Origin of the sequence: Nocardiopsis endophytica (genome assembly GCF_027706725.1) — a bacterium.
GTDB lineage: Bacteria > Actinomycetota > Actinomycetes > Streptosporangiales > Streptosporangiaceae > Nocardiopsis_A > Nocardiopsis_A endophytica.
On record NZ_JAQFWQ010000001.1, the window covers coordinates 135995 to 161127 of the forward strand.

The window sequence follows — 25133 nt, forward strand, 5'->3', positions numbered from 1 at the left end:
TCGCCCGTCAGCGCCCCTCAGGCGCCGCTCGTGTCGACCACGTCGACCATCCAGGTCACACCGAAGCGGTCGGTGCACATGCCGAAGACGTCGCCCCACATCTGCTTCTCGAACGGCACCTGCACGTCGCCGCCCTCGGACAGCCGCTCCCAGAAGCCGCGCAGGGCCTCGTCGTCGTCGCCGCTGATGCTGACCGACACGTCGTTGCCGGGCCGGTGCTCGTTCCCGGGAGGCGCGTCGGAGCCCATGAGCACGAAGCCCTGCGGGGTCTCCAGCATGGAGTGCATGATGTTGTCCGCCCCGGGCGTCCCCGGCGGCGCGAACTCGCCGTAGGTGCTGATCGACAGCTCACCGCCGAACACGTCCCGGTAGAACTCCATCGCCTGCCGGGCGTTGCCCGCGAAGCTGATGTACGGGTTGAGCCGCGCAGTCATATCGGTCCCTCCTAGATCCGACCAGGCCCAGGCCCCCAGCGTCGCACCGCCGACCGACAGAACCGCCCCGCCGCTCCGCGCCTGGCCAATCCCTTGCCGAGCCCGGACACCGCCCGTACCCGGTGCCGGGCCGACCACGGCCGGAACCAAGTAAGGCGCCCCGCCTGGAAGGGCGGAACGCCTGGTCGAAGAGTGTGGGCCCCCAGGGGATCGAACCCTGAACCCGCGGATTAAAAGTCCGCTGCTCTGCCGATCGGTCTGCTATCTTATGGTGTTTTTGCCCCGGTATGGACGCCTTCCGTACCGCCCACTCTTACCGAAGCTGCGGGGCCCTCGCACGCTGAACATCGCCACGGTGCGAGCATCTCGCGCCCAAGAACCTCGGCCGGGGGGTCTGTTCGGGAGGCAGTGAGCTGGTTCCCAACCACAGAGCGAACGCGGAGCGATCGCCATCCCAGGTTCCTAGAGGGCGTCTGAAAAGGGCCAGGGGGTGGATCGGGCCATGCGCCGCGCCAGGATCAGGCCCATCGCGAGGTAGAGGACGTTCTCCGAGGTCAGCGGCCGGTGCTCGTAGTCCTTGCTGGTGCTCCGGAACTTTCCCAGTCAGGCGAAGGTCCGCTCCACCATCCACCTGCGCGGTACCATTGCGAAGCGGGGCACCGGCGGCGGAGGGCGGCCCTCGGGCGCCCAGGTCCGGTCGAACCCGCCGTCGCGCCTGCGCACGATGTGCACCGCCACTCCGGCCACGCGGTGGGCGAAGGAGGCCAGAGGCTCGCCGGTGTAGCCCTGGTCGGCCCACACCAGCGCCAGCCGCCGCAGCAGGGCCGCCGCCTTGGCCAGCAGCACCCGTGCCCCGTCCCGGTCGCCGGTGCTCATCGGGCCCACGCAGGCCACCAGCAGGGTTCCCAGCACCTCGACCATGATGTGGCGCTTGATCCCGGGAACCTTCTTCGCCCCGTCATATCCGTGCAGGCCACCGCGGTCGGTGGCCCGTGCGTTCTTGGAGTCGATGACGCCGGCCGAGGGCTCCGGGTCGCGCCCCAGGCGCACCCGCTCGCGTTCGTGCAGGCGGTGAAGGATCTGTTCCCAGCGGCCCTGGATGCTCCACAGCCGCCAGTAGTGGTGGACCGTATTCCAGGGCGGCAGGTCGTGGGGCAGCAGCCGCCGGGCGCACCCGGCCCTGACCCAGTAGGTCAGGGCGTTGACGATCTCGCGGCGCTCGTGCACCGGCGGGCGCCCGCCGGGCTTGGGGCCGGGGACCAGCGGGGCGATCAGCTCCCACTCAGCGTCGGACAGGTCGGTGGGGTATGAGGAGCGGTCGGCCATGTCGGCCTCCACCCATCAGGGGTTGCCTCCACTCTGAACCGCCCTGACCCTTTTCAGACGCCCTCGTAGGAACCCGACCACCTGGGAACTTGAATGGGCCCTGCATGATCACAGCGGTGGCCGTCTGATGTGCGGGGGGATGCTTGAACTGAGATCTCCAAGTGCGGCTGGAGTGATAAGCCGCATCCATGCTCGCTCGTGACTCTGCGTGGATGCGGAGCGAGCCCAAGGATGTAGTCGCATTCGCGTGGCTGTTCTTCCTGGACGGGTGCGCGGTTGGAGGCGTCGCGGCCTGGGTTCACCTGCCGATCACGAGCGGTAACGGCGGATCGAACTCCTGAGGGCTGACCAGGGAAAAGTGGCTAAAGAATTATAAGTGGCCGAGTCCGGCCTCGCGGGGCAGTTGCTTGCAGAGTGGGAAGAGTGACAGCGTGGCTATGTCTTGACCCTCGACCAGGAAATCCCCCATGAACAAGTGGCATGTTAATATTGTCGTTGCGTCAATAACTGCGCTCTTAGCATTTTGGGTGAGCGCGCCAGCTGTTGCAGAGCAGTCGGTTCAGTCCGATCTGAACGACCCCAAGGGGCGACTGGTCTCCAGTGATCCGGATTATACCCCTGAGCCAGTCAGGAAATCTACTCAGAAGGACGGCGGCTACTCTTCTGGGTACAAAGGATCGGGACCCCCGGAAAGCTTGAGTGATTACGGGGCGCACCAGCCGTCAGAGGAACGACCTGAAGTTGTTCCGAATGACGTCGAGCCATTCGAGATCATCGGCGAGGAGGACGACCGATATCGCGTGGAGACCGATTTCTATCCCTACACGACTGTGGTGTCCATGGTCCGTGATGCTGGCGATGATGGAGTTGAGTACTGCACCGGTTGGATGGCTGGCCCGGATCTGGTCGTCACGGCAGGCCACTGCGTTGCCGATGGGGGGAGTGGCGATTTCTATGAAGCTGACACCTTTAGGCTGGCTCCTGCATATGACGACCGGTACGACCCGGCGGCTCCATTTGGTGAGTGTGGGGCAAGGCAACTGTTCAGTCAGGATGGATGGGTCCACGATGGGGAGAGTAAATACGATTTCGGTGCGGTGAAGCTTGACTGCACTATTGGAGAGGCGACCGGCTGGTTGGGCTATTTTTGGACTGTGCGGTCGCTGCAAGGTCCAACATCCACCATCACCCAGTATCCGGGCGACAAGAAAAGGGAAATGTGGGAAGCGAAGGGGGGCGTCTACGATCCCCTCTTGCCAGGTCTTCAGTATGACCATGACATTGATACAATGCCTGGGTCAAGTGGGTCCCCTGTGTATAGGTACTACTCGCAGGAGAGTGACCTGTGCGCTGGGTACTGCGCATCGGGTGTTCACTCGGGGTACGACCGCACAAAAGATTTGAATGTCGCAAGCCGAATCGATGAGAACCGCTTCAATCTGATCGGGGAATTGAAGGCCCGTTAAAGGGGTCTGGTGATAATCTGGGTTGGAGGGGTGTCGCCTCTCCAACCCAGGTTGACTGGTGGTGGTGATGAGAATCCGACAGGTGCCCCGTTTGGTAGGGGCGGTGATGGCCATCCTTGCCCTTGCTGTTGCCTGTGGGGGGCAAGGGGACGGCGTGAGCAGTGCTGAACGCCCGAAGGGGAGCGGCGAGAGCAAATCGGATCGCGTGCGAGTGTCAGGGAAGGTGCTTGACTCGGATGGGGAGCCTGTGGAGGGCGTCTTCATTCGGCAGGAGTATGTTGGTGACGATCCGCCTCTGCTTCTAGAAGGGGCGATCTTCAGTGGATCGAATGGTCAATGGTCATTGGTTCTTGAACCTGGCGATTGGAACATTTATGGGAGTCTGGAGGGTGAGGAGACTTCAGTGGAAAGTGTCAATGTTGGAGAGCGGGAGATTGTAGATGTGGAACTGCGGTTTTCGTAAGCTCGATAGTGGTGTATAGGAGGCGAAGTAGGGGTCGTGTTCATCCGCTGTGCCCCGAGGTGCGGTCGGCACCCAGGTCACCCGACGGTCCCATCGCGCCCGCCACAGCCGGTCTGGACGCGGGCGGAGTCCCATGGCTGGGTTCCGGCCGCGGTGGCAAGGGCGGCGGCCCCGGCCTGGGCGAGTTGGGCGGGCTCGGGCAGCATGAGGGGGTTCGGCCTCCCGTCACGGTCGGGTGGGGGCCATGGAGGCACACACGGGAAGCGTTCACACGGGGCTCGGTGGTGATGTCCGGATCGGGACACCGGAAGGCTCTCATCCGGCTGGCAGAGAGCAGAACGGGTCTTTCCAGTGAGCGCCTCGTGACACCCGGGGACCGGTGTGGAGTGGGCTGTTCGGCAGCGAAGGAAAGCGCCCCTGATGGGGCAGTGGTGGGCGTTCAGGGGCGGCCCCGTGGGGGTGTCCCTGGGTGTAGAGGGGCGGCGCGGTTCGACCGGTCCGCTGGGCCGGCCGCGAACTCGGCCCCGGCTGAAGAGCGAACGGGGAGCCGAAGGTGGGGTGCCCGCCGCCCCTGGAGGGCACCGCTCGACCCGCTGACCTGCACGTTTGTGGGTGGGCCCCCAGGGGATCGAACCCTGAACCCGCGGATTAAAAGTCCGCTGCTCTGCCAGTTGAGCTAAGGGCCCGGGACATCGCCCGGTTCACCTGGGCACATGTCACCGCGGCTCACTTTACCTCAGTCGCACGACGGTCGCACAGCGGCGGAATCGCCTGCACACCAAGGGAGGCGCGCGTCCCTCCGGGGGCGTCCCCAGGGGTCAGGGGACAGGCTCAGGGGACGGCCAGGGGACTACCTGATGTGCTCCGGCCCTCTCAGGGGGCAGGCTGGAAGCATGAACAACGACTTCGGGAAGAAGCGACTCCGGCGGAGTACCGGCCAGCGCATGCTGACGGGCGTCTGCGGGGGCATCGGCCAGTTCGTCGGGATCGACGCCAACATCGTCCGCCTCGCCTTCGCGGTGTTCACGCTCCTGGGCGGCAGCGGGATCCTGCTCTACATCATCGCCTGGGTGATCATGCCGGAGGAGGGCACCGACACCTCTGTCCTGGAGCACGTCATCCGCAACTTCCAAGGCAAGCAGTCCAACCTGTGACCCGCGCGGACGGCCTGCGGGGACGGGTGCGCGAACGGTCGGGGGAGGCGGCCCTCAAGCGGTGGGCTCGGGGGCGCGCATCAGGGTGGTCGTCTCCTTCGACAGCCGCCCCCACTGGGCGGCCAGCGCCAGCGCCCCCGCCACGCCCAGCAGGCCCGCGCCGGTGATCACCGTGTTCATGTCGGCCACCTCCACCAGCAGGCTCGCCACCGCGATGCCCACGCCCTGGGCGGCCTGCAGCCCCGCCGCGACCAGGCCGAACGCCAGCCCGCGCCCCTCGTCGGGGACGCACAGGACGAACGCGGCGTTGGCCACCAGCTGGTAGGCGGCCAGCGCGCCGGAGGCCACCAGCAGCGCCGCCATCAGCCACAGCGGCGGGTCGGCCCACCAGGCCAGCAGCGGCAGCGACCCGCCCACCGCCAGCGGCCCGATCAGCCGGATGCGCGTGCGCGGCCCGATCAGCCGGGTCAGCACGAACCCCCCGACCAGCGCCCCCATCGACGGCGCCGCCATCAGCAGCCCCGCGGCCCCGGCGCCCGCCCCGGCCGCGTCGGCCAGCGGCCCCGCCAGCCCGTAGGGGACCATGTAGAACCCGGCCAGCCAGGCGAACAGCGCCAGCGTGCGCAGCCGCGGGTCGCCGAAGACCAGCCGCGCCCCGTCCCGGGTCGTGCGCCACAGCCCCGGCCCCGGCGCGCCCGGCGCCGCCACCGGGGCCGGGCGCGCCCGCACGCCCAGCCGGATGAGCAGCGCCGACAGCAGGAAGGTGCCGGCGTTGACCATCACCGCCGCGTTCGGCCCCACCGCGGCCACCACCCAGCCGCCCGCGATCAGCCCGGCCAGGGTGCCCACGTGCGAGGTGAGGTTGATGATCGCCGAGGCCGCCACGAACCGCTCCCCCCGCAGCACCTCGGCCATCAGGGCGGCCCGCGCCGCGCCGAACGGCACCATCGGCAGGATCGAGCAGAACAGCAGCCCCCAGATGGCCCACAGCGGCAGCCCCGGCAGCCCGATGCCGAACACCAGGCCCGCCCGGGCCAGGTCGGCGGCGAGCATCACGCGCCGGCGCGGCAGCAGGTCGGACAGGCCCGACAGCAGCGGCCCGGCGAGTACCTGCGGGATGAAGGTCAGGGCGATGGTGACGCCCGCGGCCAGCGGGGAGGCGGTCTGCTGGTAGACCAGCAGCACGACGGAGATGCTGAGCAGGTAGCCGCCCGCCATGGACAGGGCGTGGGCGAGCCACAGGGCGCGGAATTCGGGGACTCTGACGACCTCGGCGTAGGCGCTCTTCCAGTCGGACGGCCCGTCGGGCCGGTCGCGGCCCGTGTGCGGATCACCCACCGGCGACTCCCTCGTGGTGCGCTGTGTGCGTCACTCTCGGTCGCTATTCGATGACCTACAGTCCCTGATCGGGGCCGGATTTCGCAAGCGGTTCGCCGGAATTCGTAGCGTATTCGTTGTCGCGGCCGGGTCCGTTCACCCCCAGCCGAGCTCGTGCAGGCGCGCGTCGTCGATGCCGAAGTGGTGCGCCACCTCGTGCACCACGGTCACCCGCACCTCCTCGACGACCTGCTCGGGCGTCTCGCACATCGCGCAGATCTCCCGCCAGTAGATGGAGATCCGGTCCGGGAGCACCCCGGCGTAGGCGTCGCCGCGCTCGGTCAGCGGCACCCCCTCGTAGAGCCCGAGCAGCCCGGGCTCGGGCGGCTCGTCCTCCACGGTCACGACCACGTTGTCGATCAGGCTGGTCAGCTCCTCGGGGATGGAGTCCAGGGCGTCGGCGACGAGTTCCTCGAAACGGCGGCGGCTGAGTTCGACCACGCCCCGTATTCTGCGCGACATCGGCCGCGCCGCGCGCAGGGCGTTGCCTCTCATGGGCGCGAGGGCATGATGGATACCGTGTTGCCTCGCTTGCGAAGCGCCCTCGCGGCGGTCCGGGACCGCCTCGCCGCGAGGCGGCAGGGGCTGCTGAGGGCCGGACGGATCGCCGCCGTGGTCCTGGCCGGGCTGGGCGGCGGGTGGCTGGGCCTGGCGGTCGGGGGCCAGGTGGTCACCCCGATCGGCCCGGCCGACGTGAGCCTGTCGGTCGGCCCCAGCTGGCGCGGCGAGACCGTGGTGGACGTCGCCCCCTTGGGCACCCTGGCCTTCGACACCCACTCCGCGCCCCTGCGCTTCGAGGCCTCCATCGACGAGATCCGCCTGGCGGCCGCCGAGGAGATGTTCCAGGACCCCGAGGCGATCGACCGGATGGGCCGCACCATCGGCGGCGAGGTCAAGGCCGGGGTCATCCGGCTCATGGCGCAGTCGGCGGCCTTCGCCGTGCTCGGGGCCGGGGTGGTGGGCCTGGCCCTCTTCCGGGACTGGCGGCGCGCCGGGTTGAGCGCGGGCACCGCGCTGGCCGCCTTCGTCGCCGCGGGCGGCGGCGCCGCGGCCACGTTCAACCCGTCCGCGATCGCCGAGCCGCGCTATTCGGGGCTGCTGGCCGGCGCGCCCCAGGTGGTGGGCAGCGCGGAGGCCATGGTGAGCCGCTTCGACCAGTACCGGGAGCAGCTGGCCTCCCTGGTCGGCAACGTCTCCCGGCTCTACGAGGTGACCTCCACCCTGCCCGTGTACGAGGGGGACGAGTCCACCATCCGGGTGCTCCACGTGTCCGACATCCACCTCAACCCCGCCTCGTGGAACGTGATCTCCTCCATCCAGGAGCAGTTCCAGGTCGACCTCATCGTGGACTCGGGGGACCTGACCGACCGGGGGAGCGCCGCCGAGGACGCGTTCGCCGACGAGATCGCCGACCTGGAGGTGCCGTACGTGTGGGTGCGCGGCAACCACGACTCCATGGGCACCCAGCGCGCGGTGGAGGCGCAGCCCAACGCCGTCGTCCTGGACGGGGCGGCCGAGGAGGCGGGCGGCATCGTCTTCTACGGCGCGGGCGACCCGCGCTTCACGCCCGACAAGACCGCCGCGAACCCCGGCGCCGACGAGGTGCGGCGGATCGGCGAGGAGCAGGCGGCGGAGGCGGCCGAGGAGGACCCGCCGGTGGACGTGGCCGTGCTGCACGACCCCGCGCAGGCCGACGGGTTCGACGGGCGGGTGCCGCTGGTGCTCTCCGGGCACGGGCACCGGCGCTGGACCGAGCTGACCGAGTCGGGCACCCGGTACCTCGTGCAGGGCTCGACGGGCGGCGCCGGGCTGCGCGGCCTCGAAGGCGGCGTCGACCGCCCCAAGCCCTATGAGGCCTCGGTGCTCTACATCGACGCCGAGACCAAGCGCCTGCAGGCGTGGGACGACATCACCCTGGGCGGGCTGGGGCTGACGTCGGCCCAGATCGAACGGCACATCGAGGAGGAGCCCGACCGCGAGCTCGTGCCGCCGCCCTCGCCGACGCCGCCCTCGCCGACGCCGCCGTCCCCCGGCCCGGGGTCCCCCAGCCCGTCGCCCGGGGAGTCCACACCGGCCGCCACACCCACCCGGGAACCGGGTTCACCTGCGGCGACGCCCTAGGGGGAGGGGGTGGGGCAAACGCTTTGGCACTGGGGGTGAATCTCCCCTATGCTTGACGCGTCCCCGACGACAGGCGACGCGGGCAGTTGGCGACCTCGTTCGTCGTCGAGGCCCCCATCGTCTAGTGGCCTAGGACGCCGCCCTTTCAAGGCGGTAACGCCGGTTCGAATCCGGTTGGGGGTACGGCTCCGGTCAAAGCAGTGCCGAAGGTCTGGCACAATGGAGGACACGGAGAGCGGCCGCCCCGGCGGCCGCGAAAACTGCATACAAGGTCCTGTGGAGCAGTTAGGAGTGCTCGCCACCCTGTCAAGGTGGAGGCCGCGGGTTCAAATCCCGTCAGGACCGCGCGCCACGTCAGTGGCGGGGGCCAGGTAGCTCAGTTGGTACGAGCGTCCGCCTGAAAAGCGGAAGGTCGGCGGTTCGACCCCGTCCCTGGCCACCGGAACGTATGGAACGCCCCGTGATCTTCGCGATAAGGTCACGGGGCGTTCTCGTTCGTCGGGCGGGGCTGGTGACGGTCATGGGCACGGTGGGCCGGCTCCTGCGGGACGCCCACGGCGCGCGTGTCCCGGAGCTGCGGCACTGGACGTTCATCGCGGCCGCCGTGGTGCTGTTCGCGCTGACCGTCCAGGTGTACATCGTCGCCCTCGGGCGGCCGGTCCTCGTGGCGGTGCCGCTCGCCCTCCTGGTGGCGCTGCCCGCCGTGCTGTGCCGGTACCGGCCCATGGCCTCCTGGTGGCTCGTGCTCGTCGGGGCCACCGTGTCCGGTCCGTTCGGGCTGCCTCCGTGGTACCTCAACTCCATCGGCGCCCATCTGCCCGTCTTCTTCGTCATCGGCCTGTCCCTGCCGCTGCGCACGGCGCTGCCCGCGCTTCCCGCGACGGTCCTGGCGGGGGCGGTCGGCGGGCTGTTCCTCCCGGACTTCCCGGAGCCGCCGGAGCAGTACATGACGGGGGTGGCCGCCTGGGCCATGGCCCTCACGCTGGCCCTGGCCCTGGGGTACATCAAGAGGGTCCGCCGCGACGCCGCCCTCCGTCTGGCCGAGGAGCGGCGGCGCGTCGCCGAGGAGCACGGGATGCGGCGCCTGCTGGAAGAGCGGGCGAGGATCGCCCGCGAGCTGCACGACATCGTGGCCCACCACATGTCGATCATCGCCGTCCAGTCGGCCACCGCGCCCTACCGGATCGACGGCGGGGTGGCCGAGGACGTGGCGCGGGAGTTCACGTCGATCAACACCGCGGCCCGGGACTCCCTGGGGGAGATGCGGCGCCTGCTCAGCGTGCTGCGCGCACCCCGGGACGGCCCCGGGGCCGCTCCGCAGCCCGGACTCGGCGACCTGCCCGGGCTCGTCGCCTCGACCCGGCGCTCGGGCCTGCCGGTCTCCCTGGAGGGGGACGGCCTGCCCGACGGGCCACCTGAAGGCCTGCCCGAAGGCGTGCCCGCGGCCGTCTCGCTGTCGGCCTACCGGATCGTGCAGGAGGCGCTGAGCAACGTCGTGCGCCATGCGACCGGGGCGCCGACCACCGTCCGGGTCGACGCCGGTGAGGGCGGCGCGCTCGTCATCGAGGTGCGCAACGCGGCGGCGCCCGAGCAGAACCCCGAGCAGCGCCCCGAGGCGGCGCCGCCCGGATCCGGGCACGGGCTGGCCGGAATGCGCGAACGGGCGGGGATGCTCGGCGGCGCGCTGACGGCCGGTCCCGACGACGACGGGGGCTTCCTCGTGCGGGCTACACTGCCGCTGGCCCCGGGGCGTGATGGGCGCGATGAGGAGGACGCACGCGGTGACGACGGTGCTGATCGTCGATGACCTGGCGATGGTCCGCGCCGGGTTCGCGGCGCTGCTGGCGGCCCAGCCCGACCTGGACGTGGTGGGGGAGGCGGCCGACGGCCTCCGGGCGGTGGAGGAGGCGCGGCGGCTGCGCCCCGACGTCGTGGTGATGGACATCCGGATGCCCGCCCTCGACGGGATCGAGGCGACCCGCCGCATCCTGGACTCCGCCCCCGGCCCGGGGCCCCGCCCCCGGATCCTGGTCCTGACCACCTTCGACATCGACGACTACGTGTACGCGGCGCTGCGCGCGGGCGCGAGCGGGTTCCTGCTCAAGGACGCGCCGCCCGACGACCTCATCACCGCGGTGCGGGTGGTCGCCGAGGGGGAGGCCCTGCTGGCGCCGTCGGTGACCCGGCGCCTGGTCGAGGCGTTCGCCTCCCGGGAGCCGGCCGATCCGGGCGAGCAGGCGCGGCTGGCGGCGCTCACCGGGCGCGAGACCGACGTCCTGAGGCTCATCGCGCGCGGTATGGCCAACGCCGAGATCGCCGCGGAGCTGGTGGTCGCCGAGGAGACCGTGAAGTCCCACATCGGCCGGCTCTTCTCCAAGCTCGGGATGCGCGACCGCGCCCAGGCGGTCGTCTTCGCGTATGAGAGCGGGCTGGTCGTGCCCGGGCGCCGCGGCTGAGCCCCTGGCCCCCGCCTGGCTCCACGGGGTGAGCCGGGGGCGGCGCGGTGCGCTCTCCAGGGGGATCCGCCGCGCCCCATGCGCTCCTTAGCGTCGGTTCCCGTCGTCGTGACCATCGAGGCGAGAACGGGGAGCCATGCCGCCGAACGACACACGGGGGAGCACGGGCGACGCCACCGGCCTGAGGCTCGGAGCCATCGCCGGGACGCTGCGCGCCTGCGCCGCGGTGTCCCTCAGCGAGCCCGAGATCCGCGGGCTGGCCGGGCTCGTCCGCCCGGGGGACGTCTGTTTCGACATCGGGGCCGCCTACGGGATGTACACGTTCCCGCTGGCGGCGCTCGTGGGGGAGAGCGGGGCGGTGCACAGCTTCGAACCGCTGCCGCTGCCCTTCCGCATCCTCGACCAGGGGCGGCGGGCCTCGGGCGCGCGCCACGTCCACACCCACAACGCCGCGCTGGGGCCGAAGGGCGGGAAACAGCGGCTGACCCTGCCCTACCGGTTCGGGCTGCCCATCCACGGCTGGGCCTACCTGCGGTCCGGCCTCCAGCGGCCGGGGCGGCCGATCTCCTTCTCCAGCGAGCGCGTGCTGGACACCGAGGTCCACACCGTGGACGAGGTCGTCGACCGGTGGGGGATCGGGCGGGTCCGCTTCATGAAGATCGACGTGGAGGGGTTCGAGCAGGCCGTGCTGGCCGGTGCCGCGCGGACCCTGGAGCGCGACCGGCCGGCGCTGCTGTTGGAGGTCGAGGACCGCCACCTGGACAAGTACGGCACCACCTCGGCGGAGGTCGCCGACGCGCTGGCGGGGCACGGCTACACCATGTCCGCCTGGCGCCGTGGGCGCTGGACCCGTGTCCCGGCGGTCACCACCGCCCGCCGCAACTACCTCTTCACGGCGGCGGACTCCCCGTAGACCACCAGCCCCGGGATCGGCAGCTGGCCCTCCGGGACGCGGTGCGGTCCCTGGAGGTGCAGGCACCTGCGGCAGGTCACCGGGCCGGTGTTGCGCTCCAGGCGCAGCGGGTCGGCGGTGGCGCCGCAGGCGGGAACCGCCACCAGGACGCCGCCGCGGTGCAGGTCCACCAGGCCGTGTACGACGTCCGAGCCGCCCACGGTCGCGTTCACGCCTGCGAGCGCCGCCCGCCTGCCGTGCAGGCGGGCGGCCCGGCGCTCCTCCCCCTCGTCGGGGAAGAGCGACAGCGGCGGCTCGGGATCGCGCATGGCTCAGCACCCTACCGACGGGATCCCGCCGTGCCCCGGCAGGCGTGGGCCGCACTTTTGGGAATGCGCTTTCCGTGCTACGTTCCCTCCTCCCTCCGGGGTGGGAGCGATTCCACCCCCTCCCCCGCTCACCAGGAGGAACCTCCATGACCACCCATCACCGACGGCCGCTGCGGCGCGGCCTGCTCCCCGTCGTCGGCGCCCTCGCGCTCCTCGGGACGGGCGCCGTCACCGCCGTGCAGGCGACCGGATCCCCCTTCGGCGACCACCAGGGCGCCTCGGGCGCCCAGGCCGAGCTGAGCTCGGCCGCGGGTGCCGGCGACGGCGCCCAGGCGGCCGCCTGCGGCGACGGCGACTTCCACGCCGAGGCCGTCCGCGACGGCGACACCTGGACCTCCCGCAACGGCGGCGACGTCGTCTACGAGGGCGGCGACATGCTGGCGGCCATGCGCGCCGCCGTGGACAGCCTCGACCCCGGCCGCACCGAGCAGCAGCGGGTCGTCGTGCACGGCGACGGCAGCATCCCCGCCGACGCCTCCCTCGACCTGCCCAGCCACACCTCCATGGAGGCCTGCGGCACCATCGACGTCACCGGGACGCCGACCGGGAACAACGCCGCCGTGCGCATCCGGCACGCCCAGGACGTCTCCGTCCCCCACCTGTCCGTGACCGGCACCCCCTACTTCGGCGTGTGGGTGCGCACCTCGCAGAACGTCCACTTCGGCCAGGTCGACCTGCGCCTGTCCGGAGGCCTGGGGATGCGCATCGACAGCCGCGACGACGACTCGGTCCGCGAGGCCCGCGACATCAGCATCGACGACGTCTACGTGTCCGGGACCGGCAACCACGGTGTGGAGACCTACGGGGTCGACGGCATCGACATCGGCACCGTCACCGCCCGCGACACCGCCTACTCCGGGCTCCTGCTCAACGACACCGTCAACGCCTCGGTCGACCGGGTCGACGCCGAGGGCGCCGGGACCGGGACCGGCTACGCGGCCTTCCGGATGGCCAACCGCAACGGCCGGCTCGATGGCGGGTACCCCGAGAACGTGCGCGTGGGCGAGGTCCGCGCGCGCGGCGGCGGCCGCGGGATCTTCTGCGTGTCGGAGAGCGGCGGCGCCGTCATCGAGCAGGTGGACATCGCCGGCACCGGGGGCAACGCCGCCCTGATCGAGAACTGTCACAACGTCACCGTCGGCACGGCCGGGGGCACCATCGCCGGGCCGGGCACCGTGCGGCTGGCCGCCCGCAGCGAGTTCGCCAACACCTCCGACATCACCTTCGAGAACCTGACCTTCCGCGACACCGAGTTCAACGAGAACCCGTGCGCGGTGAACACGGTCCTGCGCAACATCACCTGGGACAACAGCGCGAACAACGCCTGCTGACGCACGGGCCGGTCCGCGCATGAGGCGGGGTGTCCCGCTCCTGAGGGGGGAAAGGAGCGGGACACCCCTTTTTCTATGGGTGCCTCAATGGGCGCTCACGTGCCCGGTCAGCAGTACTGGTCCTCCTTGTCGATCACCCGGTACGGGCAGTCGGCGTATCCGAGCAGGTCCAGGACGGCCTCGCGGTTGCGGTCGGTCTCGCGGTCGATGATCTCGTCACCGGGGTAGAAGCCGCCGCCCCCGGCGCCGGAGGGGTACATCTCGAACGTGTAGTTGAAGATCCGCTGATCCCCCCACAGCCAGTCGTTGATCGTCCCGTCCGTGATGTACAGGTCGCTCGACTGCTGCGGCGTGTACCCGTTCGACCCGGCCATCAGGCGGCCCAGTTCGGCGTGGGTGTCGTACTCGTCCCGGCTCATCCCCGGGCCGGTCTCGTCGTAGGTGTAGCCGTAGGGCCACAGGACGAGCTCGCCGTAGGTGTGGAAGTCGATGGCGGCGGTGATCTGCTGCTCGCCGCCGACGACGCGGCTGCGCACGAAGTCGGCCACCTGGCTCACCTCGGGCGCCGACTCGGCGGAGGGGCCGCGGTAGGTCTGCGACGACGGGCTCCCGGACGAGCCGCCGCAGCAGCCCCAGTTGTAGTCCCAGTTCCGGTTCAGGTCGGTGCCCACGGCCGACCCGCCCGGGGCGGGCTGGCGGTTCTTGCGCCAGCTCTCATAGGAGCCGTCGGCGATGTCGTGCTCGCTGCCGTCGGGGTTGACGTTGGGCAGGATCCAGATCTCGCGGGTGTCCACCATCTCGGTGACCCGCGGGTCGGTCCCGTAGTCCTCGGTGAACATGCGCAGCAGGTAGACCGCCATCTCGACGGTCAGGTGCTCGCGCGCGTGCTGGGAGTGGGTGAACAGCACCTCGGGCCGGTCGTGGTCGGTGCCGACATCGGAGGTGATCTTGACGGCCATCAGGTCGCGCCCCTCATAGGAGGAGCCGACGCTGACCTTGGCCGCCAGGTCGGGGTTGTCGGCCACCACCTCGTCGACGACCTCGGTCAGCTCGTCGTAGTTGTGGTAGCCGGAGTCGGAGGGCGGGAAGTCGAGGGTGCTGGGCCCCTCCTGCTCGGGGCCGGGCAGCGGCGTGACCTCGTGTCCGAGGTCGGCCACGGCGTCGGCCTGGCCGGGCAGGGCGGTCACCACGACGGAGCCGTCGCCGACCTCGTCGATGGCGACGCCGGTGGCGGCGACCTCCGTGCGCTCCTCGGCGGTGTCCGGCCCGGTGACCCGGTACTGGCCGGGCGCGGCGGCGGAGGGGGCGGGGGAGTCCGGTGCGGGGGCGGCCGCCGCCGGTGCGGCGGCCAGGGCGGTCAGTAGGAGGGCGGCCGATGCGGCCGCCGCGAGGGGTCTGCGCGCGTGCACGGTGCGGGGCCTCCTGACAGGCGTGGGGGACATGCGACGGCGGAGTCCACGCGTCAATTGGAGGTGGGGACGGGGGCGGGGGTCAACGATCGTGAACGGAATCCGTTCAACCGTTGAACAGTCGTCTCGCCCGACCCCGGATGACGTGCCCGTGCGCCTGCGCGGGCGGCGCCGGGTGGCCGGATCCGGCCACCCGGTGGGCCTTCAGTGGGCCCTCAGCCCGAGGCGGCCTGCGCCACGGGCGCCCCCTCGGAGGCCTGCACCAGGACGAACCCCTGCCCCTCGAAGGCGAGCTGGAACGCCTCGCCGCTGCCGCGCCCGATGAGCGCCCCGGCCGTGGCGGTGCGCCGCACCCCGGTCCGCAGCGAGGTGGACCAGGCCACCGCGGCGTCGGTGTCGGCGAAGGTCGGCTGGTCGACGTTGAGCAGCACGGGCGAGCCGTGGCAGGCGATCGCGATGCGCCCGTGCCCGGTGAAGACGGTGTTGAACAGCCCTCCGGCGGCCATGCCCGCCCCCTGGACCCGCTGGATGTCCCAGTTCAGGCCGGGTTCGAAGGCGAGGATGTTCTCCCCGTTGACGGTCAGCGAGTCGCCCTCGAGGTCGATCAGGTGCACGTCCCAGGCGTCCCGGGCGAGGAACACGTCGCCCTGCCCGGTGACCGACATCAGCGGTGCGCCCTCGCCGGTCACGGCCTTCTTCAGGAACTTGCCGATGCCTCCCGAGCCCTTGTAGGCGAAGTCGACGTCGCCCTGGTAGGCGACCATCGACCCCTGCCGGGCGAGGAACTCCCCGTTGAACCGGACCCGGAGCATCTTCCCGTTCTGCAGCGACATGCCCGGGACGTCGTTCTCCCGGGCGGCCTCGAACAGCGGACTGCGCATGGCTGACCTCGTTCTCCTGCGTCGTTCTACCTGTGTGCCGGATGGGACGCCCGACCGTACCAACCGGATCCGGCGGGGCGGTGGCGGCGACGAGCCGGTACTGTGTGAACAGTTTTGATCACGGAGAGTGGTTCCCTTGGGTCCGTTCCCGCCGTCCCGCAGAAATCCGCCCGCGCCGCCCGGGCCCGCCGCGCTTTCAGTGCTGCCGGTGGTGTCGGTGCTGTCGGCCGTGCTTCCCGTGCTGGCCGTGCTGGCCGTGCCGACCGCGGCGCCCGCCGGGGCCGCCTCCGCCCCGCCGCCGCACACCGCGCCCGTCGCCCCCGGCGTCGACCTGGCGGTGCGCGCCCTGCCCGGCGAACCGCGCCACTCCCTCACCTCGCTCACCGTGGACCTGGGCTCCGGCCCTCGGGTCCACTACATCGACGGCGGGTCGGTCGCCTCCACCGCCGAGCCGGCCGACATGGCCGCCGCCCACCCCCCGCCCGGGGGAGAGACCGCCGTCGCCGCGGTCAACGGCGACTTCTTCGACGCCGGGGCCTCCTACGCGCCCCTAGGCGCGGCCGTGCGGGACGGCGAGGTGCTCTCCTCGCCCGCGCCCGACCGCCCCTACGCGGCCGTCATCGGTGAGGACGGCCGCGGATCGGTGCGGCGGGTGCGCTTCGAGGGCACCGTGCGCACCCCGTCCGGAACGGCCCGCCTCGACGCGCTCAACGCCCCCGGGATCCCCGAGGACGGCCTCGGGCTGTTCACCGACGACTGGGGGAGCGCCTCGCGCGCGCGGGCCGTGCACGGCGCCGAACGGGTCGCCGAGGCGGTGCTCGCCGACGGCGCCGTGCGCAAGGTGCGCGACCGGGCCGGGGACGGGCGCATCGAACCGGGCACGCGCGTGCTGGTGGGCCGGGGCGCCGGGGCCGACCTCGTCGCGGAGCTGAGCAAGGGCATGGAGGTGGAGGCCGACTACCGGATCGACGCCGGAGGCGTGCGGCCCCGGACCGTCCTGGGCGGCCACCGCGTGCTGCTCCGCGACGGCCGCCCCACCGGCGCCGCCGACGGCGCACGCCAGCCGCGCACCGTCCTGGGGTTCGGGTCCGACGGCACCCGGATGGCGGTGGTGGCCGCCGACGGCCGGGTGCCCGGCGCGCTCGGCGCCACCCTGGGCGAGGCGGCCGAGGCGGTGAAGGAGGCCGGTGCCGACGAGGCCATCGAGCTGGACGGCGGCGGTTCCTCGGCGCTGCTCGCCCGCGGCCCCGGGGGCCGTGAACTCACCGCGCGCAACCGCACCGGGGAGGGGCCGCGCGAGGTCCCCAACGGGCTGCTGGTCACCGCGCCCGCCGGGGACGGCGTCCCGTCCGGGCTGTGGCTGCGCCCGCGGACCGACCCGCGCCCCGGCCCCGGTGTGCGGACGCCCGCCCAGGACGACCCCTACTTCCTGTTCCCCGGGATGCGCCGCACCCTGGAGGCCGACCTGCACGACGCCGCGTTCGGGCCGGCCGGGCACGGCGACCGCGTCCCCGAGCTGCGGCTGTCCGCCCCGACCGGTTCGGTGCAGGGGCGCGCGTACCGGGGCGGCGACCCCGGGCGCGTCGAGGTGACGGGCACGGCGTCCGGTGTCCGGGGCGGCGTCGAACTCCAGGTCCTGCCCGGCCCTGAGCGGCTGGCGCCCGAACCCGAGCGGCTGTTCTTCCCCGGCGAGGGGGGATCGTCCCCGTTCGTCGTCTCAGGCGTGGCGCCGGACGGCACACGCGCCCCCGTGGAGCCGCAGGACGTCCGGGTCGAGGCCGACCCGGACCTGGTGAAGGTGGAGCCCCACAACGACGGCCGGTTCGAGGTGCACCCGGTGGCGGGCAAGGGCGCCGGCGAGGTGACCGTCGAGGCGGGCGGGGTGCGCGCCGAGGTCCCCGTCGCGATCGGGTCGACGACCGAGCGCCTGTCCTCGTTCGAGGACGGCCGCGCGTGGACGGCCGAGGGTGCGCGGGCGGAGGCCGGGCTGCGGCCCATTGAGGGCAGGTACGGCCGGGGCATCGCGGTCCGGTACGACTTCACCGGGTCCGCGCGGACCCGTGCGGCCACGGCGCGGCCGCCCGAGCCGCTCCCCGCCCGCCCGGCGGCCTTCGGATTCGGCCTGCAGGTGAAGGGCGACGGCGAAGGTGCCACGGTGGCCCTGTCCGTCGTCGACGACGCGGGCATCCGCCACGCCGTGTACGGGCCGCGGGTCGCCTGGAAGGGCTGGCGGCCCGTGGAGTTCCCGGTGCCGGACGACGCCGTCCAGCCGGTGTCGGTGACATCGGTGTACCTGGTGGAGACGGACGGGGCCCGCTCCTATGAGGGCGAGGTGGCCTTCTCCGACCTCACCGGCGAGCTGGGGCGCGATCCGGAGCCGTCAGGGCGCTGACGACAGCGGCGACGGCAGGTCGATCGGCGGGAGCGCCGGTGCCGATCCGGTCGGGGACCCGGTCGGCGGGTCGGTGGGCGGATCGGTCGGCGGGTCCGTCGGCGGGTCGGTCGGGGGATCCGTGGGCGGGTCGGTGGGAGGGTCGGTCGGCGGGTCCGTGGGGGGATCGTCGGGCGGCGGGGTCGGGCTCGGTGACGGGGACGGGCTCGGCGACGGGCTCGGCTCCGGGACCTCGTTCTCCACGAGCTCTCCGCGCGTGGTCGCCGTGCCGCTCTGGCGCGCGTCGGCGGGCGAGGTGCTGGGCGAGGGGTCGGGCGATTCCTCGGGGATGACCGGGCTCGCCTGCTCAGGGGTGGCCTCCGGGGCGAACGAGCCGTTCACCAGTGCCCACCCGGCGAGGCCGCTCATGGCGAAGAGCCAGGCGGCGGCCAGGCCGAGCAGGAGGCGCTGCCGTCTTCGCCTGCGCTCATGGGCGGTCAGGTGGGCGGGCTCCGGTGGCGGAGCGCTCACGGCCTCCGCCGCCGCTGTCTCCGCGGCCTCCGCCGCCTCCGCCGCCGTGATGGACTCGTCCCGTCCCCCCGTCTCCTCCGTGCCCTCCTCCGCGCTCCGGTGGCGGGGGACGCTCGGCGGCTCGGGCACGTACGGGCGCTCGGGGGAGTCCACCACCCGGACGCGCTCGGCCCGGTCGCCGGTCCGGTCGGCCGGGGCGGTGCCGATGCGCGCGTCCGGATCGTCCGCCGCCCGCGCGCCCGCCTCGATCAGCTCCTCCTCGCCGCAGTAGGGCAGGCCGAGCAGTGCCCGCAGCACCTCCACCGAGCCGGGCCGCCGACGGGGGTCGGGGACGAGGCAGGCGTCGACCACGCCGCGCAGGGGCTCGGGGACGCCCGACGTGTCGGCGGGCCCACGCAGCCGCTCGGGCACGGCGAGCAGGTCGTCGGAGTCGACCGGGTAGCGCCCGCGCGCGGCGAAGGCGACCACCTCGGCCCAGGCGTACACGTCGGCGGCGAGCATGTCGGACACGGACCCGGTGTGCTCAGGCGGCTCCGCGTCCGCGACCCGCGGCCCGGCTGGCCCGAGCACCACGTCGGCCGGGGTGAGGCGCCCGTGCGCGGTTCCCGCCCGGTGCAGCGCGGCCAGCGCGGTGGCGGCGGCGATGGCGACCCGGGCCAGGGCGGCGCCGTGCAGCGGCCCGTCCCGCGCGACGGCGGAGGCCAGGTCGGGGCCGATCCGCTCGGGCCCGGGCCCGGGACCGGTGTCCTCCATGGGGGTCACCTCCACTCCGTCCGGTTCGCCCGACTCCTCCACGTCTTCCCTCTATGGGACGCGTTCGAACACCTTCCGCCGTGTCGCCCCGCGGCGACATTCCCCTTCCGCTCCCCTTCCGCGCCCGATTCCTGACAGAAGACGGCAGGAACCCGCCGTAGAAAGAGGGGGACGACAATGAACGGAGGCGCGTGACATGGGAGAACGACCGCTGGAGGGCCGGGTCGCACTGGTCGCCGGGGCCACACGCGGCGCGGGCCGCGCGATCGCGGTGGAGCTGGGCCGCAAGGGGGCGACGGTGTACGCCACCGGGCGGACCACGCGCACCTCGCGCTCGGAGATGGGGCGCCCGGAGACGATCGAGGAGACCGCCGCACTGGTGGACGCGGCCGGGGGCGCCGGCGTCGCCGTCCAGGTGGACCACCTGGAGAGCGACCAGGTGAAGGCGCTGGTGGAGCGCATCGACGCCGAGCAGGGGCGGCTCGACGTGCTGGTGAACGACATCTGGGGCGGCGACATCTACTACTCCGAGTACGGGCGCAGCGTGTGGGAGCACGACCTGGAGCAGGGCCTGCGCATGCTCCGGCTGGGCATCGACACGCACATCACCACCAGCCACTTCGCGCTGCCGCTGATGATCCGCCGCCCGGGGGCGCTCGTGGTGGAGATGACCGACGGCACCACCGAGTTCAACGCCGGGTACCGCGCCGACGTCGGGCTCTTCTACGACCTGGCGAAGACGTCGGTGCAGCGCCTGGCCAAGGCCCAGGCGCACGAGCTGCGCGACCACGGGGGCGCGGCGGTCGCGGTCACCCCCGGCTGGCTGCGGTCGGAGGCGATGCTGGAGGGCTTCGGCGTGACCGAGGAGAACTGGCGGGACGCGGTGGCCAAGGAGCCGCACTTCGCCATCTCCGAGTCGCCGACCCTGGTCGGGCGGGGCGTGGCGGCGCTGGCGGCCGACCCGCGGGCCGGGAGGTGGACCGGGGAGACGGTGTCCAGCGGGCACCTGGCCAAGATCTACGGCCTGACCGACGCCGACGGGAGCCGTCCCGACGCCTGGCGGTACATCTCCGAGGTCCAGTACGCCGGCCGTGAGGCCGACACCACCGGGTACCGGTGACGGCCCGGGAGGATCGCGGACACGAAAGGTCCGCGATTCTCCCTACGTTCGTCCGCATGAGCGAAGAGATCACACCGTTCCGCATCGACATTCCCCAGTCCGACCTGGACGACCTGCACCGCCGCATCGACTCCTGGCGCCGGCCCCCGGGGCTCCCGAAGGCCGGCTGGGACTACGGCGTGGAGCAGGACCACCTGGGCGCGCTGGCCGCCCACTGGCGCGACGGCTTCGACTGGCGCGCCCGCGAGCGCGCGCTCAACCGGCTTCCGCAGTTCACCACTGACATCGACGGGCAGCGCGTCCACTTCGTCCACCTGCGCTCCAGCGAGGAGGGCGCGGTCCCGCTGCTGCTCACGCACGGCTGGCCGAGCACCTTCGCCGACTTCGCGGACATGGCCGCCCCGCTGGCCGAGCCGTCGGCGCGCGGAGCGCCGGGCGCCGTTCCCTTCCACGTCGTCGTGCCCTCGGTGCCGGGGTTCGGGTTCTCCGGGCCCACCCGCGAGACGGGCTGGTCCACCCGGCGCGTCGCCCGCGCCTGGGCGGAGCTGATGCGCCGCCTGGGCTACGACCGCTACCTCGCGCACGGCGGGGATCTCGGCGCGATCGTCTCCCCCGAGCTGGGCCGCCTCGCGCCGGACCGGGTGCTGGGCGTGCACCTCAACGCGGTCGTCGCCCCGCCGGACTGGAGCGCCGGGGACCCGCTGGCCGGGCTCTCCGAGGAGGACGCGGCCAAGGTGTACGCGGGGGCGGACGAGTGGGAGCGCCGGTCCGGCTACGCGGCCGTCCAGTCCACCCGCCCGCACACCCTGGCCTACGCCCTGAACGACTCACCGGTCGGGATGCTGGCCTGGAACCTCGAATGGTTCGTCGACTACGACCCGGCGCGGGGCGTGCAGACCCCGGTCGACCGGGACGCGCTGCTCACGGACGCCTCCATCTTCTGGTTCACCGCGACCTCCGGCTCCGCCGCACGCCACTACAAGGAGGCGGGCGGGGAGTTCTTCGGCGGCCCGGTCTCGGGCGTCCCCACGGCCGTGGCGGTCTTCCCCGGCGACGGCGCGGTGCGCGGCCTGGTCGAGCGCTCCAACCGGGTCGTGCGCTGGACCGAGTACGACCGGGGCGGGCACTTCGCAGCGCTGCAGGCGCCCGACCTGCTCACCGGGGACATCCGCGCCTTCGCGGCCGAGCTGGCCGGGTAGCCGGGCGGTGCCGGGCGGTGCCGGGTCAGAACGGGCCCTCGCGCCGCAGGCGCTCCAACTGCCAGCGGTCCCGCTTGGTGGGGCGCCCGGTGCCGCGGTCCCGGCGCGGCGGGGCGGCGAACGCCTGCGGCGGCGCGGCCACGGTCGGCTCGGGCGTGTTGTCGACGTAGCAGCGCTGGGCGATCGGCGCGCCCACGCGCTTCTCGATGACGTGCGCGACCTCGACGACGCGGGTGGTGCCGTGCAGCCGCACCCGCACCTCGTCGCCGGCGGACACGGCCGCCGCGGGCTTGGCCGGCTTGTCGTTGACGCGCACATGCCCGCCGCGGCAGGCCTGCGCCGCGTCGGACCGGGTCTTGACGAGCCGGACCGCCCAGAGCCACTTGTCGATCCGGGTGCTCGGCGGCCCCTGCGGCAGCGGGGGTCCGGCGGCGGCGGGCTGGTCGGTCACGTGCACCCTCCTGCTCGTCCCTGCTCGTCGGTCCCGGGCGGCTCGCCCTTCCCCGAACTCTAGGCGGTCCCCTCCTCGCTCGGCCACGCCTCGGTGGGGACCTCGCCTCCGGCGGGGGAGGCGTCCCCGGTCCCGCTGGGCTCCGGCGACGGCTGGGTCTCGGTCGTGGTCGGGGGCTCGGTCTCCTCGCCGGTGGTCTCCGGCTCCTCCGTGTGCGTGTCCGGCGTCTCCTCGGGCGTGTACTCCGGGGGCGCCTGCGAGGTCTCCACAGGGGTCCGGCCGGTCGTGCCCTCGGGCTCGCCGCCCCCGCCGACGGGCGCACCGCCCTCCCCGGAGACCTCCGGCGCCTCCCCGGTGTCCCGGCCGGTGTCCTGATCGGCCGGGGCGGTCTGGCGGGCCGGGACGGCGTCGGGCAGGGTCAGCCAGCCGGGCCGGGGGATCCCGTCGGCCAGCAGCCACGCCGCGCCACCGGCCAGCAGGACCGCCAGGAGGGCCAGGAGCAGCGCACCGGACGGCCGCTTCCGGCGCCGCCGCCGATTGCGCGGCGCCTCCGCGGGCCGGGTCGGTCCCGTGGGCGGCGCCGGCGCGGGGGCCGTGGGAACGGGGACGGTCGGAGCGGGCGCGAGGGGGACCGTCACCACCATCGTGCGGCCCGCCGCCGCCGAGGCCCCCTCCCGGAGGACCTCCGTGACCGTGTCGGGCGACGCCTCCGCCTCCGGCCCAGGGTCCCGCCCCACCAGCGCCCCCAGGACGCGCACCGCGGTGGGCCTGCGCGCCGGGTCCTTGTCCAGGCAGGCCCTCAGCAGCGGCCGCAGCCGCTCGGGCACCTCTTCCAGGTTCGGCTCGTCCGAGACGACCTTGTGCAGGACCTCGTGCACGCTGTCCCCGTCGAACGGACCCCGGCCCGAGGCGGCGAAGGCGATGACCGCCGCCCACGCGAACACGTCCGCCTCCGGGCCCACGCGCGCGCCGCGGATCTGCTCGGGCGCCATGTAGGCGGGGGTGCCGGTCACCGTTCCGGTCTGGGTGAGGGTCGCGTCCCCGGTCCGGGCGATCCCGAAGTCGATGACCCGCGGCCCGTCCGGGCCCAGCAGCACATTGGCCGGTTTGAAGTCCCGGTGCACCACACCGGCGCTGTGGACGGCCACCAGCGCGGTCGCCGTGGCCACCGCCAGCCGGTCCAGGGCGGCCCCGGTGCGCGGCCCCTCCTTGTGCACCGCCGCGCGCAGCGTGGGACCGCGCACGAACTCGCTGGCGATGAAGGGGGGATCGCCCTCCACGTCGGCCTCCACCACGGCCGCGGTGCAGAACGGCGCCACCCGCCGCACCGACTCCAGCTCCCGTGCGAAGCGCGCGCGCTGCAGCTCATTGCCCTCCCAGTCACCGGACAGGACCTTGACCGCGACCTCGACCCCGTCGGGGCCGGTCCCCAGGTACACGGTCCCCTGGCCGCCGCGTCCGATCTGCTGCGTGATCCGGTAGGGCCCGATGCGCTCGGGCATCCCAGGTGTCGTCATCGCGCCTTCCCCTCACTGCGCCCTTCACTGAGCCCCTCGCTCCGCGTCTGCCTCCATAGGACGTCGGCGGCGGCACAGTCCTCCTGGACCGGAGGGGGACACTTGCCTTACCTGCGGCCCCGGGCGCATGGGGCGGCGGCTCCCCCGTACGGGGGATGCCCCGGGGCCGGGATCGCTCCGCAGAGGGTGAACCGGGGCCCCGGCCGGGGGCGATGATCGGGGCCATGGAGACGACGACCGAGCCGAAGGCGGGGGCCCAGGCCGCCGGGGGAGTCCCGCGCTGGGCGGCGGTGGCGGCACCGGCCGCCCTGGTGTGGGCGGCGGCCTACGGGGCGCTCCGCCTCTTCTGGGCGCTGACCGGGCGGCCCCGGCTGCCGCCGGTCGGGGACGACCTGGGCCCTTTCTCGGACTGGCCGATCGTGCTGCTGTGCGCGGGAACCGCGGTGGTCGCGGGGGCGATCGCGGTGCCCGCGCTCCGGCCGCGCGGCAGGGGAGGGCACTGGGCGCTGATGGCCGCGGGCGCGGCCGTGGCCGTCGGGACGGCGTTCTCCTCGTTCCTCCTCATCCTCGACGCCGTCGGCCTGCTGCTCCTGGGCGCCGGGGGCATCCCGCTGCATGCGGGGGCGGTGGCGAGCCGCGCCGCGTGCGCCTTCGGCGCGGTGGCGCTGGCGGCCGCGGTGGTGGCCGAGCACCGCCGGGTGCGGGGCCGGTGCCTGGCCTGCGGCCGCGCCCCGGGCGTGGCACCGGCCCCCGAGCGGGCGCCGGCGTGGGCGTTCGCGGCGGCCTACACGGTCGTCGCCGCCGTCGCCGTGCGGACGCTGGCCGAGGTCCTGGCGGGCGGCCGGGAGAATCCGCTGTTCCCCGACGGCGTCGGCGACCCGTCCGCCGCCTTCGCCGCCGGGGCCCTCCTCGTCGTCTTCGCCCTGGCCGGGATCGTGCTGCCGCTGGCGCTGGTGCACCGGTGGGGGAGGGTGTGGCCGCGCTGGGTGCTCCCCCTGGCCGGGCGGAGGGTGCCCCGGCCGCTCGTGCTGGTGCCCGGCGTCTTCGCCTCGGCCGGGATGCTGTGCTACTTCCTGATGGGCCTGGCTGCGCTGGTCACCGAAGGCGCGGACGCCTGGGGAGCCCTGGGCTACCCGGTCTGGTTCTTCTGGGCGGCGATCCCCGCCTATGTGGTGTGGGGCCTGGGGCTGGGCGTCGCCGCGGTGTCCTACCACCGCACCGGGAGGCCCCGGTGCGGCACATGCGGCCGGGGGTGAGCGGGGCAGGAGGCGACGGGGGCGGCTGGGCAGGTACCCCGCTCCCGGGATCGGGCCGGGCGGCGGGTCATCGGGGTGTGGGGTGGAGGGCGGCGACGAGGAGGGTCGGCGGCCCTCGCCGCAGCGCCGTCGGCCGTGCGGCGTGTGCGTGGTCACCGAGGTTGGCAGCGACGGCAGAGGCAGGGCGGCTCCCCGGCCCCGCCTGCCGTCCGGCGGGCCCCGCGGGGTCGGGGAGC

At 73.2% G+C, this 25133-nt stretch carries 22 protein-coding genes and 4 tRNA genes; 15 read left to right on the forward strand and 11 right to left on the reverse strand.

Going from position 1 to position 25133, the window contains the following annotated elements; genetic code table 11:
- Window positions 1–17: 17 nt before the first annotated feature.
- Both O4J56_RS00650 and O4J56_RS00655 read right to left on the reverse strand, forming a co-directional pair.
- Window positions 18–434 carry a VOC family protein gene (locus O4J56_RS00650; protein ID WP_270683049.1) on the reverse strand — a complete coding sequence of 139 codons (417 nt, stop codon included), beginning with the start codon at window positions 432–434 and terminating at the stop codon, window positions 18–20.
- A gap of 603 nt (window positions 435–1037) precedes the next feature.
- The gene (locus tag O4J56_RS00655; protein ID WP_270683050.1) at window positions 1038–1760 is read right to left on the reverse strand and encodes an IS5 family transposase; all 723 of its coding nucleotides are present in this window, start codon (window positions 1758–1760) and stop codon (window positions 1038–1040) included.
- Window positions 1761–2227: 467 nt separating this feature from the next.
- Between O4J56_RS00655 and O4J56_RS00660 the strand changes: the two genes are divergently transcribed.
- Together O4J56_RS00660 and O4J56_RS00665 are read left to right on the forward strand one after the other, a co-directional pair.
- Window positions 2228–3226 (forward strand): trypsin-like serine peptidase, encoded by a 999-nt coding sequence (locus O4J56_RS00660; RefSeq protein ID WP_270683051.1) that lies wholly within the window; start codon window positions 2228–2230, stop codon window positions 3224–3226.
- Window positions 3227–3380: 154 nt separating this feature from the next.
- Window positions 3381–3689 carry a carboxypeptidase-like regulatory domain-containing protein gene (locus tag O4J56_RS00665; RefSeq protein WP_270683052.1) on the forward strand — a complete coding sequence of 103 codons (309 nt, stop codon included), beginning with the start codon at window positions 3381–3383 and terminating at the stop codon, window positions 3687–3689.
- A 613-nt stretch (window positions 3690–4302) separates the two neighbouring features.
- On the opposite strand, the gene O4J56_RS00670 is transcribed toward O4J56_RS00665, so the two are convergent.
- Window positions 4303–4375 (reverse strand) — tRNA-Lys (locus O4J56_RS00670).
- 207 nt (window positions 4376–4582) lie between these two features.
- Between O4J56_RS00670 and O4J56_RS00675 the strand changes: the two genes are divergently transcribed.
- Complete coding sequence (locus O4J56_RS00675) at window positions 4583–4843, forward strand: PspC domain-containing protein (RefSeq protein WP_270683053.1); 261 nt, start codon at window positions 4583–4585, stop codon at window positions 4841–4843.
- 54 nt (window positions 4844–4897) lie between these two features.
- Here O4J56_RS00675 and O4J56_RS00680 read toward each other — a convergent pair whose 3' ends face one another.
- Both O4J56_RS00680 and O4J56_RS00685 read right to left on the reverse strand, forming a co-directional pair.
- On the reverse strand, window positions 4898–6181 hold the full coding sequence (locus O4J56_RS00680) for an MFS transporter (protein ID WP_270683054.1): 1284 nt from the start codon (window positions 6179–6181) through the stop codon (window positions 4898–4900).
- Window positions 6182–6316: 135 nt separating this feature from the next.
- Window positions 6317–6661, reverse strand: a complete 345-nt coding sequence (locus tag O4J56_RS00685; RefSeq protein ID WP_270683075.1) for a metallopeptidase family protein — start codon at window positions 6659–6661, stop codon at window positions 6317–6319.
- A gap of 90 nt (window positions 6662–6751) precedes the next feature.
- Between O4J56_RS00685 and O4J56_RS00690 the strand changes: the two genes are divergently transcribed.
- From O4J56_RS00690 to O4J56_RS00720, 7 genes are all read left to right on the forward strand, one after another.
- Window positions 6752–8341 carry a metallophosphoesterase family protein gene (locus O4J56_RS00690; protein WP_270683055.1) on the forward strand — a complete coding sequence of 530 codons (1590 nt, stop codon included), beginning with the start codon at window positions 6752–6754 and terminating at the stop codon, window positions 8339–8341.
- A gap of 110 nt (window positions 8342–8451) precedes the next feature.
- Window positions 8452–8524 (forward strand) — tRNA-Glu (locus O4J56_RS00695).
- A gap of 87 nt (window positions 8525–8611) precedes the next feature.
- Window positions 8612–8686: transfer RNA gene (locus tag O4J56_RS00700), tRNA-Asp, on the forward strand.
- A 20-nt stretch (window positions 8687–8706) separates the two neighbouring features.
- Window positions 8707–8780, forward strand: a tRNA-Phe gene (locus O4J56_RS00705).
- Window positions 8781–8861: 81 nt separating this feature from the next.
- Window positions 8862–10148: a sensor histidine kinase gene (locus O4J56_RS00710; RefSeq protein WP_270683056.1), complete on the forward strand. Its 1287-nt coding sequence runs from the start codon at window positions 8862–8864 to the stop codon at window positions 10146–10148.
- A gap of 7 nt (window positions 10149–10155) precedes the next feature.
- Entirely contained in the window at window positions 10156–10797 is a 642-nt protein-coding gene (locus tag O4J56_RS00715) for a response regulator (RefSeq protein WP_408639068.1), read from the forward strand.
- 136 nt (window positions 10798–10933) lie between these two features.
- The gene (locus O4J56_RS00720) at window positions 10934–11710 is read left to right on the forward strand and encodes an FkbM family methyltransferase (RefSeq protein ID WP_270683058.1); all 777 of its coding nucleotides are present in this window, start codon (window positions 10934–10936) and stop codon (window positions 11708–11710) included.
- Here O4J56_RS00720 and O4J56_RS00725 read toward each other — a convergent pair.
- Entirely contained in the window at window positions 11680–12018 is a 339-nt protein-coding gene (locus O4J56_RS00725) for a hypothetical protein (RefSeq protein ID WP_270683059.1), read from the reverse strand. The two genes, O4J56_RS00720 and O4J56_RS00725, sit on opposite strands and share 31 nt — an antisense overlap.
- 146 nt (window positions 12019–12164) lie before the next feature.
- Here O4J56_RS00725 and O4J56_RS00730 point away from each other — a divergent pair, with 146 nt between their 5' ends.
- On the forward strand, window positions 12165–13409 hold the full coding sequence (locus O4J56_RS00730) for a right-handed parallel beta-helix repeat-containing protein (RefSeq protein WP_270683060.1): 1245 nt from the start codon (window positions 12165–12167) through the stop codon (window positions 13407–13409).
- Window positions 13410–13516: 107 nt separating this feature from the next.
- On the opposite strand, the gene O4J56_RS00735 is transcribed toward O4J56_RS00730, so the two are convergent.
- Together O4J56_RS00735 and O4J56_RS00740 are read right to left on the reverse strand one after the other, a co-directional pair.
- A complete protein-coding gene (locus O4J56_RS00735) occupies window positions 13517–14818 on the reverse strand; it encodes a M14 family metallopeptidase (protein ID WP_270683061.1) in 1302 nt (433 codons plus the stop codon).
- Between the two features lie 215 nt (window positions 14819–15033).
- Entirely contained in the window at window positions 15034–15699 is a 666-nt protein-coding gene (locus O4J56_RS00740; RefSeq protein WP_270683062.1) for an AIM24 family protein, read from the reverse strand.
- A gap of 208 nt (window positions 15700–15907) precedes the next feature.
- Here O4J56_RS00740 and O4J56_RS00745 point away from each other — a divergent pair, with 208 nt between their 5' ends.
- Complete coding sequence (locus O4J56_RS00745) at window positions 15908–18091, forward strand: phosphodiester glycosidase family protein (RefSeq protein ID WP_270683063.1); 2184 nt, start codon at window positions 15908–15910, stop codon at window positions 18089–18091.
- On the opposite strand, the gene O4J56_RS00750 is transcribed toward O4J56_RS00745, so the two are convergent.
- Entirely contained in the window at window positions 18080–19354 is a 1275-nt protein-coding gene (locus O4J56_RS00750) for a protein kinase family protein (RefSeq protein WP_270683064.1), read from the reverse strand. The two genes, O4J56_RS00745 and O4J56_RS00750, sit on opposite strands and share 12 nt — an antisense overlap.
- Before the next feature lie 196 nt (window positions 19355–19550).
- Here O4J56_RS00750 and O4J56_RS00755 point away from each other — a divergent pair, with 196 nt between their 5' ends.
- The gene (locus O4J56_RS00755) at window positions 19551–20474 is read left to right on the forward strand and encodes an SDR family oxidoreductase (RefSeq protein WP_270683065.1); all 924 of its coding nucleotides are present in this window, start codon (window positions 19551–19553) and stop codon (window positions 20472–20474) included.
- A gap of 56 nt (window positions 20475–20530) precedes the next feature.
- Window positions 20531–21673, forward strand: coding sequence for an epoxide hydrolase family protein (locus O4J56_RS00760; protein ID WP_270683066.1), 1143 nt, complete (start codon window positions 20531–20533; stop codon window positions 21671–21673).
- Window positions 21674–21698: 25 nt separating this feature from the next.
- On the opposite strand, the gene O4J56_RS00765 is transcribed toward O4J56_RS00760, so the two are convergent.
- Window positions 21699–22124 carry an RNA-binding S4 domain-containing protein gene (locus O4J56_RS00765; protein WP_270683067.1) on the reverse strand — a complete coding sequence of 142 codons (426 nt, stop codon included), beginning with the start codon at window positions 22122–22124 and terminating at the stop codon, window positions 21699–21701.
- Window positions 22125–22183: 59 nt separating this feature from the next.
- A complete protein-coding gene (locus O4J56_RS00770; protein ID WP_270683068.1) occupies window positions 22184–23641 on the reverse strand; it encodes a serine/threonine-protein kinase in 1458 nt (485 codons plus the stop codon).
- A gap of 224 nt (window positions 23642–23865) precedes the next feature.
- Here O4J56_RS00770 and O4J56_RS00775 point away from each other — a divergent pair, with 224 nt between their 5' ends.
- Window positions 23866–24897 (forward strand): hypothetical protein, encoded by a 1032-nt coding sequence (locus O4J56_RS00775; RefSeq protein WP_270683069.1) that lies wholly within the window; start codon window positions 23866–23868, stop codon window positions 24895–24897.
- The last annotated feature ends 236 nt before the right edge of the window (window positions 24898–25133 follow it).

Excerpts from the sequence above, each read along its gene's own strand:
- O4J56_RS00650 (WP_270683049.1), bottom strand. The coding sequence starts at position 434 with ATGACTGCGCGGCTCAACCCGTACATCAGCTTCGCGGGCAACGCCCGG.
- O4J56_RS00655 (WP_270683050.1), bottom strand. The coding sequence starts at position 1,760 with ATGGCCGACCGCTCCTCATACCCCACCGACCTGTCCGACGCTGAGTGG.
- O4J56_RS00660 (WP_270683051.1), top strand. The coding sequence starts at position 2,228 with ATGAACAAGTGGCATGTTAATATTGTCGTTGCGTCAATAACTGCGCTC.
- O4J56_RS00675 (WP_270683053.1), top strand. The coding sequence starts at position 4,583 with ATGAACAACGACTTCGGGAAGAAGCGACTCCGGCGGAGTACCGGCCAG.
- O4J56_RS00710 (WP_270683056.1), top strand. The coding sequence starts at position 8,862 with ATGGGCACGGTGGGCCGGCTCCTGCGGGACGCCCACGGCGCGCGTGTC.
- O4J56_RS00715 (WP_408639068.1), top strand. The coding sequence starts at position 10,156 with ATGGTCCGCGCCGGGTTCGCGGCGCTGCTGGCGGCCCAGCCCGACCTG.
- O4J56_RS00720 (WP_270683058.1), top strand. The coding sequence starts at position 10,934 with ATGCCGCCGAACGACACACGGGGGAGCACGGGCGACGCCACCGGCCTG.
- O4J56_RS00725 (WP_270683059.1), bottom strand. The coding sequence starts at position 12,018 with ATGCGCGATCCCGAGCCGCCGCTGTCGCTCTTCCCCGACGAGGGGGAG.
- O4J56_RS00730 (WP_270683060.1), top strand. The coding sequence starts at position 12,165 with ATGACCACCCATCACCGACGGCCGCTGCGGCGCGGCCTGCTCCCCGTC.
- O4J56_RS00740 (WP_270683062.1), bottom strand. The coding sequence starts at position 15,699 with ATGCGCAGTCCGCTGTTCGAGGCCGCCCGGGAGAACGACGTCCCGGGC.
- O4J56_RS00750 (WP_270683064.1), bottom strand. The coding sequence starts at position 19,354 with ATGGAGGACACCGGTCCCGGGCCCGGGCCCGAGCGGATCGGCCCCGAC.
- O4J56_RS00755 (WP_270683065.1), top strand. The coding sequence starts at position 19,551 with ATGGGAGAACGACCGCTGGAGGGCCGGGTCGCACTGGTCGCCGGGGCC.
- O4J56_RS00760 (WP_270683066.1), top strand. The coding sequence starts at position 20,531 with ATGAGCGAAGAGATCACACCGTTCCGCATCGACATTCCCCAGTCCGAC.
- O4J56_RS00770 (WP_270683068.1), bottom strand. The coding sequence starts at position 23,641 with ATGACGACACCTGGGATGCCCGAGCGCATCGGGCCCTACCGGATCACG.
- O4J56_RS00775 (WP_270683069.1), top strand. The coding sequence starts at position 23,866 with ATGGAGACGACGACCGAGCCGAAGGCGGGGGCCCAGGCCGCCGGGGGA.